Annotated in this window: 9 protein-coding genes; 2 read left to right on the plus strand and 7 right to left on the minus strand. The window is 37.5% G+C overall.

The features are described from left to right. Positions 1–41: 41 nt before the first annotated feature. Positions 42–1619, minus strand: coding sequence for a NuoM family protein (locus A6M55_RS12110; RefSeq protein ID WP_064197849.1), 1578 nt, complete (start codon positions 1617–1619; stop codon positions 42–44). Positions 1620–1730: 111 nt separating this feature from the next. Then, a complete protein-coding gene (locus A6M55_RS12115; RefSeq protein ID WP_064197850.1) occupies positions 1731–3803 on the minus strand; it encodes an NADH-quinone oxidoreductase subunit L in 2073 nt (690 codons plus the stop codon). A gap of 155 nt (positions 3804–3958) precedes the next feature. Between A6M55_RS12115 and A6M55_RS12120 the strand changes: the two genes are divergently transcribed. Then, positions 3959–4327: a VOC family protein gene (locus tag A6M55_RS12120; protein WP_064197851.1), complete on the plus strand. Its 369-nt coding sequence runs from the start codon at positions 3959–3961 to the stop codon at positions 4325–4327. A 1-nt stretch (position 4328) separates the two neighbouring features. Here A6M55_RS12120 and A6M55_RS12125 read toward each other — a convergent pair whose 3' ends face one another. The 5 genes from A6M55_RS12125 to A6M55_RS12145 all read right to left on the minus strand — a co-directional run bounded on the left by A6M55_RS12125 (position 4329) and on the right by A6M55_RS12145 (position 10921). Continuing rightward, positions 4329–5270, minus strand: coding sequence for a formylglycine-generating enzyme family protein (locus A6M55_RS12125; protein ID WP_064197852.1), 942 nt, complete (start codon positions 5268–5270; stop codon positions 4329–4331). Between the two features lie 87 nt (positions 5271–5357). Beyond that, positions 5358–7229 carry a putative porin gene (locus A6M55_RS12130; RefSeq protein WP_064197853.1) on the minus strand — a complete coding sequence of 624 codons (1872 nt, stop codon included), beginning with the start codon at positions 7227–7229 and terminating at the stop codon, positions 5358–5360. 181 nt (positions 7230–7410) lie between these two features. Then, complete coding sequence (gene chrA / locus A6M55_RS12135) at positions 7411–8592, minus strand: chromate efflux transporter (RefSeq protein WP_064197854.1); 1182 nt, start codon at positions 8590–8592, stop codon at positions 7411–7413. Positions 8593–8677: 85 nt separating this feature from the next. After that, positions 8678–9634, minus strand: a complete 957-nt coding sequence (locus A6M55_RS12140) for an isopenicillin N synthase family oxygenase (RefSeq protein ID WP_064197855.1) — start codon at positions 9632–9634, stop codon at positions 8678–8680. Between the two features lie 123 nt (positions 9635–9757). Then, positions 9758–10921, minus strand: coding sequence for a DUF819 domain-containing protein (locus A6M55_RS12145; protein ID WP_064197856.1), 1164 nt, complete (start codon positions 10919–10921; stop codon positions 9758–9760). A 424-nt stretch (positions 10922–11345) separates the two neighbouring features. Here A6M55_RS12145 and A6M55_RS12150 point away from each other — a divergent pair, with 424 nt between their 5' ends. Beyond that, complete coding sequence (locus A6M55_RS12150) at positions 11346–12395, plus strand: cellulase family glycosylhydrolase (protein ID WP_064197857.1); 1050 nt, start codon at positions 11346–11348, stop codon at positions 12393–12395. The last annotated feature ends 185 nt before the right edge of the window (positions 12396–12580 follow it).

Raw genomic sequence — 12580 nt, forward strand, 5'->3', positions numbered from 1 at the left:
TAAAAAATAAAGACGTGCCACACTTACTTTATCTTTCTAATTTAAAACCCATTTAAAAATGCTTTCACTGATTCGCCTGAAATATCAAAAATTAGGCTTGGGAAAATTCCAAAAATGATTGATAAGGCCGAGAGCGAATAAAGCATAACTATTTCACGGAAATCAAGGTCTTTCATGTTTTCTTCTTGGTTACGGTTTGCCCAAAATGTCCCAAAAAACATTTTTTGTAATGTCCAAAGAAAATAACCAGCCGAAAGTACAATTCCCAGCATAGCAAGCATCGAAACCCAATCTGGTAAAATTTCCGACTGAAAACCGCCCATGATTGTAAAAAACTCACCCATGAATCCTGGTAAGGTCGGCAAACCTAAAGCTCCGAAAAATGCCACCGTAACTGCCAATGTAAAATACGGCATGGCACTTGACAAACCTCTGAAATTCTCGATAAGTCGGTTATGCGTTCGGTCGTAGATAACTCCAGCCACCAAAAACAACATTGCTGAAACCAATCCATGTCCGAACATTTGATAAATTGCTCCATTTACACCTTCAACGGTCATTGAAGCCAAACCTAAAAGCACAAATCCCATGTGAGATATGGACGAATAGGCAATCATTTTCTTCAGATCTTCTTGGGCAAGGGCATTGTATGCACCATAAATAATTGAAATAACGCCCGCACCTGCAACAATATAAGTAAATTGGTAGGCTATATCAGGGAAAAAGCCATAAGCAATACGAATAAAACCATACGCTCCTACTTTCAATAAAATCCCTGCTAAAACTACCGAAACTGGCGTTGGGGCTTCAACGTGGGCATCGGGCAACCATGTATGAAAAGGTACAGATGGCAATTTTATACCGAAACCAACAATTAATAAAACAAAAGCAAAGAGTCGAGCTGGCATTCCGAAAATCATTTGCTTTTCGATTGGATGTAGGATGCTATGAGGAATATAATTTTTAAAGTCGGTCAATTGTCGAAAATCAAAGGTATGAACCGTTCCGCCCATTTCTTGAGAGAAAAACGAATCTTGCACCGACATCGACAAACCAATCATCACAATAAGAATGAAAATCGAGCCAACCAAAGTATAAATAAAGAATTTAATGGCTGCATATTCTCGACGTTCACCTCCCCAAATTCCGATTAAAAAATACATCGGAAGCAACATGAACTCAAAAAACAAAAAGAATAAAAAGAAATCAAGTGCCGCAAAACAACCAATAATACTACCCGAAAGCAATAGATAGAGCGAATGATAAGCCTTCTGGCGGTAACCGATAGTAAAAGATGAAATAGAGCCTATCAACAATACAATTCCCGAAAGTAGAACCATCGGCATATTAATTCCATCGACTCCCAAAAGATAATCAATCGAAAGTACACCGAGGTTTCCGAGGCTCATCCGAATCCACTCATGTTGCTCAATGAATTGATAATCAGATAATTGTCTATCAAAATTATTATAAAGCGTAAAAATATTGAGTAAATTAATGACACTCACGATTAACGAAATCCAACGAAATGAATCTCGGTAAGTGCTTGGCAACAACAACACCATCACCGAACCAGCAAAAGGTAGAAAAATGAGTGTTGAAAGTAAAAAATTATTCATGTTTATATTAGACGACGGTCCATAGTCGATGGACGACAGTTTTTTTATAAGATAATTTTGTCAGACAATGACAGTAACTTTTTCTATAATCTATTGACTGTGGTCAGTGGACTAAAAAAGCAAAAGAATCATCATTAATACCAAACAAACAAAAATCGTTATGATATAAGTTTGAGCCTTTCCGTTTTGAATTTGACGAGTATATGAGCCAATTTTTGCCGTTGTATAGGCTACCAAACCCACAAAGCTATCTATGATATTTCTTTCAAACCAATGATTCAAGGAAGCCCAAGCGATTGTCAGACTACCAACCGAATTTACTGCTCCATCAATTATCTTTCTATCAAAAAAATTGATTTTTGGACTTATCCAAAGTAAGGGTTTTATGAAAACAGTTTGGTATAGCTCACTCAAATAATAGTTTTTAAATATAAACTTAGCAATCGTCCCCCTCGGTTCAAGTCCCTCATTATCAAGTCGATAACTTTCTTCTTTTGTGAAAATGTAGCCTAAAAGTACACCATTGAGTGCCACCAAAATTGCAATGTATGCCACCCATTGATAACTTGTGGCCTCGTGGTGGAAAGTATGAAAAAACCAACTACTCTCCGCCGAAAATGGATTTATGGCAAAAACAAAGCCAATAGAAGCGATAGCCATAACGATTGCTGAAAGCTCCATTGGACCAATTTTAGATAAGAAATCAAGCAAGTCACCTTCTTCAGAATGTCTGATTTCAGCTTGTTGGCGTTCTTCATCATCTTCTACATTGATAATTCCATCAATTCGTTTTGCCACATTTTTATATAAACTTTTTGCACTTGAAGAAATCAGTTCGAGTGGATTATCTTCACGCTCCAAAAAGACTAAAAATACTTGTCGCATCATGTAATAAGCACTCATTCCCGAAACTACTAAACACACAGCAGGTATGATAAAATATGCTTGTTTAGGTTGATGTGAAGCCCACTCAAAAGCCGCAACAACAATTGCATCTTTCGATAAAAATCCAGAGAAAAACGGAATTCCTGCCAATGCTGCGGCACAAATTGTGTAGGTATAGTAAATAATTGGAATTTCTCGGCGAAGATTGCCCATTTTACGCATATCTTGCTCGTGGTGCATGTGGTGAATCACCGCTCCTGCCGACAAAAACAAACCTGCTTTAAAAAATGCGTGAGTAACTAAGTGAAAAAGTGCGGTATTAACTGCCCCAACTCCGATTCCGACCACCATCAAACCTAATTGAGAAATCGTTGAAAATGCTAAGAGTTTTTTAATATCATATTGAACAAGTGCCGAACACGCTCCAAAAAACATCGTCAACATACCCACAACGGCCATTACGATGAGTGTATCTGGAGATAATATTGGTTCGATTCTGGCCATTAGAAAAATACCAGCCGCAACCATCGTAGCAGCATGAATCAATGCCGAAACTGGCGTTGGGCCTTCCATGGCATCGGGTAGCCATACTTGCAAGGGCAACTGAGCTGATTTGGCGACACATCCACAAAAAAGCAATAAACCAATAGTTGTCATTATCGGACTGTTCAATGATGCAGCCGACATAAGCTGAGCTTTATCGACAATTGCCGTCACATCAAGCGTACCAAAATATCTGTAAACCAATAATATCCCAATAAAAAAGCCAATATCACCAATTCTGTTCACCAAAAATGCTTTCATAGCGGCATTGGTTGCTGATTTTTTCTCGTACCAAAAACCTACTAATAGATAAGAACACAAGCCCACCAATTCCCAAAACATAAAAATCATGAAGAGATTTCCCGAAATGATGATGCCAATCATGGCCAATATGAACAAATTGAGATAAGCGTAATAACGACCAAAACTTGGGTCGCCTTGCATGTATTTGAGTGAAAAGACCTGTACCCAAAGTGCTATAAACTGCACTAAAAAGTACATCAAATACGTGAGGTCATTGAGCAGAATATCAATCGTAAAGAGTTTATCGCTGATATAAAACCAATTATAAGAAATCACTTCGCCCGAAATATCGCTTAAGCGAATACCCATTGAGAAAAGTACACCAATAAAATTAATGAGTATTGAAAGTAAACCAATGGATTGTTCACTCAGTTGATTTCGTTTGTATAACAGAAACGAAAAACCGAATAAATAAAACAATATATTAATTAAAATGACTAATTCAGCAGACATCCAATAATGGTCTTTTTTGCAAATATCCGACCTTATAAGCGATAATGCAAAAATGAAGCCGAATTTTATATAAGAAAAACATACAGAAGCGATTTATGTTTTAACAAAAAATTATAAGTTTGTGGCATAATCTCTATTTATCCTACCATAATAGTATGAAAAAGCACTTTTTGGGTTTACGCACTACCATTTATAAAGTTTCAGATATTTCTCAAGCAAAAATTTGGTACAGCGATATTTTAGGCTTCGAGCCATATTTCGATGAACCATTTTATGTTGGTTATAATGTAGCTGGCTACGAACTCGGCTTGCAACCCGATGAAAAAAATGACGCAAAATCTGACGGAGTAATTACTTATTGGGGCGTTGAAAACGTTGATGAAAAGTATAATGAATTATTGGCAGCAGGAGCAACAACTTATGAAGCTCCAAACGAAGTTGGTGGAGGAATAATTGTAGCAGCAGTAAAAGATCCTTGGGATAATGTTTTTGGTATTATCTACAATCCACATTTTAGTTTGTAGGCTATTTCACACATCGAAAACCTACGTGCATCAACGAAGTTTCGGGCGAAGTAAAAGAGCGTCCCGAAACTCGGTAACCATGGCACCAACCTGGCTCGCAGAGAAATGAGCCACCTTTTTCTACTTTTTCAAGCGTATCGGTTGGCATAATTCCGTTAGCAATATCGGCATAATTGATTTTCCAGTTATCACACCATTGCCAGACATTGCCTGTCATATCTGTCAGGCCAAGTGGTGTTTTCCCAAAATGCCCAACGGGCGATGTATAGAAAAAGCCATCGGTATTTTTATTAAAATCAGGAAAAACCCCATTCCAAGTATTAGCAAGTGCTTTACCTTCTTTTTCTAAATCGTTTCCGAATGGATAAATTGTTCGGTCGTTTTTGGCATTTCGGGCGGCGTGTTCCCATTCTATCTCTGAGGGTAATCTTTTGCCAGCCCATTTTGCGTAAGCAGCGGCATCATACCATGATACTTGTGTAACTGGATGATTATCAGGTGCTTTCAGCTGATCTTTTCCGAGCGGATATTCCCAGTTTGCCCCTTTTTTCAATGTCCAACCTTTCGTATCTTTATCAAAAAAACCTCCATCACCAAAGTTTTCGGCGTAAGTTTTATAGTTTGTAGCCTTAACAAATTCACGAAATTGAGCCACTGTTACGGGTGAAATATCCATAAAAAAAGGCTTCACTTCTGCCCAAAACATAGGTCTTTCAAAATCCATTCCGTCAGTTGTTCCGATTTGTGTATAACCTCCTGGCACATAGACCATACCTGCGGGAATGACTAAGTTTTTTGGAATTTTTGGTTCTGGAAATGTCTTCGGAGCTTCTTTTAGGATTTTTACAGTTGGAGAAAAATCAAAAGAAGTTTGTTCTGCTTTTTTTTCAGAATTGCAGGAGAAGAGTAATTGCGTAATAATTAGAATAAATATATTTTTCATTTTTACCACTGCGTCGGCGGTCTGATATGAAACAAAGGAACACTAAGTTACACGTAGCTTTTTTATTTTTGTACTTTCATTGAAATTTTAATCAAATAACGGCCAATTCACTCCCAAAAAGAATGTTCGTCTCAAACCAGGGTAAGTTGAACTTACGTAATAGCCATTACTCGGAAAACCTTGGTTTACATGAGCAAATTTAAAGAAAAGTCTAACTTTATTGATTTTTAAATCGGCAAAAACATCGGCCACTGGTGTTCCCCAAACCTTCTGCCCATCTTGTAAGAAAAACTGGCGTGTAAGTGGCATAAAATTATTGGCATAATAGGCCGAACGATAATAAATTTCAACTCCTGCATTGATACGCAACACTTTTGCATAAATAAATTCGTAAGAAATAGTTGTATTATTAGCAAATTTTGGTGTTGGAAGTCGATTTTCGGCTGTGTTGGCGGTATAATAAGATTGATTGGCAATCAATAACCTTTTCCAACGATATTCTACACCAAGCCCCACTCTAAAAACATTAATGGCCGATGAATCCTGTCTTACTTGAGCCTTTGTATCGTAATAAATATAATTGGTAATGAGCGAGTTATAAGCACTTGGTAGCAATACAAAATTTCCTTTTTGCAAACTTGTAGAAGCATAAAGGTTAGTGGTAAAGGTTTTTGCGAGCGTTTTGTCCCAATCGTAGGCAACACTTGTAAATTTCTCGTCCAATATATTTGGTGGTACTCTCAAAATCGAAACTCCTGCCTTTATTCGGGGGCTTAAATACTCAGCTTGCAATCTCAGGTTTCCAAGCGTGTTGACCGCCCCAAGTTCCGCTTCTGCATATACCCTTCTGACGCTATCAGGAAAGAAATAATTTGCCCATCCACCTACGAGTGTCTCTGCATTTAACTTATTTGGCAAATAATTCCCTGAATCAGATCTCATCGTGTAAAAACGCTGACGTAAGTATAATCGATATGCAAAGCCTTTATAAATTCCTTTAATTCCGAACTTATTTTCAAGTAGATTATAGCGTAAATCCATCGAAAGTGTATCTTTTGTACTTTTCGGAATTACTTGATAAAAACCTGCTTTTTCAGATGAATCAGCTCCAAATTTTACATCAGTGTATAAATCTCGGCGTTTCTGATAATCTAAAATATGATATACCTGAAAACCATTCGTGAGTTTATACTGGTGATAAACATGTAATTCATTTCTCCAATCTCTTGAAGCTGCTCCACTAAGTTTTGACAAAAAATCTCGGTAATTTCCCAAACTACTTTCTGCCACAAATGCAGTGCTATCACCCAATGGCTGAATACCGCCTTGTTCGAGCGGAGCATGATTGAAGTGGTTATAACTTCCAAGAACAATATATTTTTCGTTTTTCGACTCGTAATTTGAGTGAAGCATCACCGCCCAACTATCAACTAAGCGTTCTTCACGGGTTTGTGGAGCTCCGTATTGCTTTGATGATGACATTCGTCTCACATCAAGTGTGGCATTCAGTCGAGGTTTGATGTTCTGCGAATGCGTAAAGTGCATGATTGCCGCTCCTCCGCCCGATTGCACATAATTGACATTCGTATAAGGAGATTTGGTATTGAAATAAGTAGTTTTTCGGACATCAAAGGCATACGCTCCATAAGTCAAATAACCTAAGTTTTTAGCAATATCGGTCGTTGGCGTAAAAAATAATGGTTTAATTGCCGTTCCGAGATTTCCTAAATCTTGATAAAGTTGTCCGCTACGCAAATTAAAATCGAATAAATGAAAATTGGCAAGCGTAGTATCTGGATTATAGAATGTTTTGCGATTATTCAGAATATCGTCTTCGAGGATATATTTAACGGTCTTTGTGCTATAAACTTGCTTTGTAGAATCATCAAGAATTTGGGCATAAGAAAAGCCATAAATTACTGATAATAAAAAAGTTATAAATATATGTTTTTTGTTCATCTAAATATTCAAAAGCTAAAATAGCGGTGTACTACGAACAAATCAAAGGACTTGTTCCACAAATAATAACGCAATTTACGGCAAATCTTTGAAAGGTGGGCGATGAAAAGATTGTTAATTGTTGTTAAAGATAATGTAATGGTGGTAAATGATAGTGATTTAGATTTCTCGACAAATATTTTTAGATGATCACCCAACCCAAAAACAAACCAATAAAAATGATAATATAGGTTGGCACAAGACGAGTTTGAAGCAAAATAAGCGTAAGTATGATTGTCAAATCTGAAACTAAATCAAAGGCCATTGGCTGATAGAGCGATAAAGCCGCCGCTGCAGTAAGACCAGTACTGGCGGCATTGATACCTTCGAGCGAGGCCCTGATTCCACGGTATTTTTTGAGTTCATTCCAAAAGCGTATCACAAAAAATATCAAAAATGTTCCAGGCAGAAAAATACCAACTGACGAAACAATGCTTCCCAAAACTTCGCCGCTTGTCCCCCATTCACGCATAGATAATGCTCCAACAAAAGCCGAAATTGAAAATACTGGTCCAGGGGCAACCTCAACGATAGCAACTCCCGACAAAAACTCATCGGCAGATAAATAATGTTTAAATTCCACAAACTCATTGTAGAGAAGTGGCTTCAAAATATGCCCTCCACCGAAGGCTAAACTTCCGTTACGATAAAAATTTTCAAACAAGCGTACGGGTAAATTATTGGTTATTTTACCCAAAACTACCGAAAACATAAAAACACCCAACCAAAGTATAAAATTACCCCACTCAACTTTAATCGGCTGCTTCTCCATTTTTTCATGCTGATCAAACTTAAATGAAGTTGCTAAACCTCCCAATAAAATCCAAATTGGTGTAATGTACGGTGAGGGGAATACGAAAGCCGCAATGGCAGCTAAAAGCATCAACAAAAAACTCGTTTTAGTTTTAATAACTTTTACACCGATCGAAAAAGCAGCAAAAATAATGAAAGCAACTCCCATTGGCTTGATGAACCGAGTCAAGTTTGTAAGTTGGTCTTTTTCAACGTAGGTAACTCCCAAAGCAGCCAATGTCATCAATAAAGTTCCTGGTAAAATCCATACTAAAAGCGTAAGATACGCCAAACTTGCCCCTCCTAATCGAAAGCCTATGGCAGTAATGGTTTGGGTAGAAGTTGGCCCAGGAAGTACTTGACAAAGAGCTTGAAGTTCGAGAATTTCAGCTTCGGTGATGTAGTTGTGTTTTTTTACGAGCCTATCCAAAAACATCGTCAGGTGTACTTGCGGCCCACCAAAACAAGTGAGTGCAAGTACAAATACGTCTTTCAAGAAAATGATATAACGAATCTGACGGGTTTTGGCCATGTTGTTTTGGACAGTGTTCTTACCACTAAGAGGGTGCTTAGTGCGACTTAGTGAGCTTAGTGCCTAAGTGGGTGAAATTTTAAATCTATTTTTTAAAGCCTAATTCTCTTAAACGCTCTGCTAAAAATTCGCCTGCTGTCATATTCTCATAGCGGCGTGGATTCTCAGCATCAATGCAAGATTCTAAGCAAGTCAAATCCATATCGCCACGTGGGTGCATGAAAAATGGAATTGAAAAGCGAGAAGTCTTCATTTTTTCTCGTGGTGGATTTACGACTCGGTGAATTGTTGACTTTAATTTATGATTCGTCAGACGGTCGAGCATATCACCAACGTTGATAACAATTTGTTCTGGTAATGCCGTTACGGCAATCCATTTTCCATCCAAACGTAATACCTCTAAGCCATCGGCCGATGCTCCCATCAAAAGGGTGATTAAGTTTATATCACCATGTGCGGCTGCACGCACTGCACCTTCAGGCAAAGCATCAGGATTTTCAATGGGAAAATAGTGCAAAGCACGCAAAATACTATCGCCATTACGTACTTTTTCCTCGAAGAAATCTTCCGAAAGGCCTAAATATAAGGCAATTGCACGCAGAAGTGTCTTTCCTGTGTTTTCAAAAGTCTTATAAACTTCGGTCGTATATTGCTCAAATTCGGGTACTTCAGCAGGAAAAATATTAGATGGCATATTGCCCTCAACCACTGGCTGACCAACGTGATAAAATTCTTTCAAATCGGGTTTTGTAAAACCTTTAGCAGTTTCTTTTCCTTTACCTACATAGCCACGTTGCCCCAATAGTTCGGGGAACTCATATTTAGTTTTATTTTCATCTGGTTGATAGAAAAACTTTTGAACCGCAGCGTAAAGTTTTTCACGAAGTTCGTCCGAAAGACCATGATTTTTTATAGCTACAAAACCGATAGTATTGAAGGCAGCTCCGAGGTCTTGAACGAATTTATTTTTACGAGCGTCATCGCCAGAAGTAAAGTCTGCCAAATCAAGTGACGGAATTGAGTCAAGAAGTGTTTGTTCCATAAGATGAAGATTTTTTTGGCAAAAGTAAGAAAAATCATTGATTGTGAGAAATCGGAATGCCACAATAGCATTTCTTGGACTCTTCTTCATTCATGATTCCAAAAGGAAAAACATCATTTTAAATCAAAACCAACCCGAATTTCTTAATATTTCAGCAATTAATATTCCCCAATAAGTTCCTGTTGCGTTTCCTAAAGCTCCAACTAAAATCCCAGGTAATGTAAGGTCAGTTCGATTAAGGCTTCGTGAAAGTGCCATTGCCGACGCCGAACCACCTACGTTTGCTTGTGAAGCAATCGAAACGATGTCCCAATCTTGTTTGAATAAAGCTCCTAAACCAAAAATAATAAGTCCATGCACTGTAACCAAAATTGTCACGAATATAAGTAACACAATTGCCAACGCTCCATCTTTAAGCAATGCTGGCACATCGCAATATGCCCCAATGACCGCCAAAAACAAATAAACGCCCAATAATCCAAGTAATTTATGACCTTTTAGCCGATTGACAGCTGGCATTTGAGCCAAAATCAAAGCAATGGTTGTGAGCCACAAAATAGTAGGAATTTGTGGAATCTGGCTACTTAACCAAGTCGAAAGTCGAATTCCAGCCAAACTGATTGCTATCAAAAAAGCTAAATCAAACGGACGCACACTTTCTACATCAGATGAATAATGTTGAGTTTCATTCAGCGTTTCTTCCGAAATTTCCATAAGTTTTTTTCTTGGAAACTTCTTATTTAATATCTGTGGCAAAGCCAGCGTAGCGATTACCCAAAGAGCCGTAATGATATTATCGGCAACGGTTGCGGCCGAAAAAAGGCTTCCTTGCTGTGAAACTCCATAGTGCAAGGCAACAGCATTAAAATTGATACTTCCACCGATATATGTACCCGTGTACATTCCTCCAATTGCATAGAACATTTCACCAATTTGAGATTTACCACTCACCAGCCACATGGCCAGCAAAGCACCAATCATTGTGGCAAACGACCCAATCAGAAACATCGTGAGCATTGGCTTTCCCGCTTTTTTTAAGCTACTCAAATTGACATTGAGCAACATCAAGAAAATAGAAAGTGGGGCAATATAAGCAAAAATACCATCGTATAGAGGCGTAGCGGGAGTAGATGCAGGAATGATTCCTATGTTTGCAACGATAGCTGTCAAGATTATCACCGTCAGACCAGTACCTACATGTCGGAAAAAAGGTTTTTGACAGAGCCATTCAGAAATGACAATATTTAGGCACAAAATGGCCAAAATTGAAAGTGTATCGTTAAACATATTAAGGGTTATAGGCTTGAGTTTCTGCAACTTACAGGCGTATAAATATACTGTTTTTTTCTCGTTTGTTACTGGAAAAACAAAATATTTGACAAGCTATTGTATAATTTCAGTAAAGAAACTCGAAAAGGTTTCAATACTATTTTTTTTATTTTCTTCATAAATACTTCTGCATTGACCTTCTTTAGCATTTGTTACTTCACTCAAAAGCACGCTACATAACATTTTATAAAAAAAATGATATTCTACTTATTCTTATTTATATTTTTACGGATAATCTGGGAAGCTACACAGTATTTTTGTTTACTCACAAAATCCTACAATTGTGTAACTTGCTCTAATTGATGTATAAATATCCATTTTTTAGTCTATCTATCAATTATTTTTAACCAAACACCCAAATACTTATTTAAACAAAACGACAATGAAAGTACAAAAAATCATTTTACTTACACTAATTTCATTTATGGGGCTAAATACATTTGCTCAAAAATGGACAGCTCAAAAAGCCAACGAATGGTATGCCAAACAAGGCACGCTTACGGGGGCAAATTTTATTCCCAGTAATGCAATCAATCAATTAGAAATGTGGCAGGCTGATACGTTCGACCCTACAACTATTGACCGTGAATTAGGTTGGGCAGAATCTCTTGGCATGAATGTTATGCGTGTATATTTACACGATTTAGTATATCAAGAAGATAAAGAAGGATTCTTGAAAAGAATGGACGAATTTTTGAAAATTGCAGATAAACACCATATCAAAATATTTTTTGTTTTCTTTGATTCTTGTTGGAACGACGACCCCAAGCTGGGCAAACAACCAGAACCTAAAACAGGTGTCCATAATTCAGGTTGGGTAAGAAGTCCAGGGACAAAAGTGTTGTTTGATTCTCGTAAATGGGGTCGATTAGAGGAATATGTGAAGGGGACTCTCAAACATTTTGCTAATGATAATAGAATTTTGGGCTGGGATTTATTCAATGAACCTTCAAATAGTGGCTATGTAGATGCTTGTTTACCACTTCTAAAAAAGACGTTTGAATGGGCATTAGAAGTGCGTCCTTCACAACCAATTACAGCGGCAGTTTGGAATAATCACGAACTTAGCAACCAACTCATGCTCGAAAATTCAGATATTATTACTTTCCATAATTATAAAGATGCTCAAAATCTTGAAAATGAGATAAAAGGGCTCCAAAAATATGGGCGACCAATGATTTGCTCAGAATACATGGCTCGTCGTGATAATAGTTTCTTCCAAACTTGCCTACCTGTCTTTAAAAAATACAATGTTGGGGCAATAAACTGGGGATTAGTAGCAGGAAAAACTAACACGATTTATGCGTGGTCGAATCCAATGCCCGATGGTGGAGAACCACCACTTTGGTTTCATGATATTTTCAGAAAAGATGGCTCTATCTACAAAGCTGAAGAAGTTGAGGCCATCAAGAAACACACAGGAAAGAAATAAGAGTACTTAAATCATAAGGATTTTAATTCAAGTTGCTAACTATCGGCACTTAAATGTTTACTGCAAACATTAAGCGGCTCTATCGCAGTAAGTAGCAACTTGAATTAATTAACCTTTAGGGTTTTCGAGCGTTTAAATTTTCCCAAAAACACCTAACTTTCTTCAAATTTACTTCAAACCTATTC

It is taken from the genome of Emticicia sp. MM, from assembly GCF_001649495.1.

Coding starts and splice junctions, on each gene's coding strand:
- A6M55_RS12110 (WP_064197849.1), bottom strand. CDS start 1,619: ATGAATAATTTTTTACTTTCAACACTCATTTTTCTACCTTTTGCTGGT.
- A6M55_RS12115 (WP_064197850.1), bottom strand. CDS start 3,803: ATGTCTGCTGAATTAGTCATTTTAATTAATATATTGTTTTATTTATTC.
- A6M55_RS12120 (WP_064197851.1), top strand. CDS start 3,959: ATGAAAAAGCACTTTTTGGGTTTACGCACTACCATTTATAAAGTTTCA.
- A6M55_RS12125 (WP_064197852.1), bottom strand. CDS start 5,270: ATGAAAAATATATTTATTCTAATTATTACGCAATTACTCTTCTCCTGC.
- A6M55_RS12130 (WP_064197853.1), bottom strand. CDS start 7,229: ATGAACAAAAAACATATATTTATAACTTTTTTATTATCAGTAATTTAT.
- chrA (WP_064197854.1), bottom strand. CDS start 8,592: ATGGCCAAAACCCGTCAGATTCGTTATATCATTTTCTTGAAAGACGTA.
- A6M55_RS12140 (WP_064197855.1), bottom strand. CDS start 9,634: ATGGAACAAACACTTCTTGACTCAATTCCGTCACTTGATTTGGCAGAC.
- A6M55_RS12145 (WP_064197856.1), bottom strand. CDS start 10,921: ATGTTTAACGATACACTTTCAATTTTGGCCATTTTGTGCCTAAATATT.
- A6M55_RS12150 (WP_064197857.1), top strand. CDS start 11,346: ATGAAAGTACAAAAAATCATTTTACTTACACTAATTTCATTTATGGGG.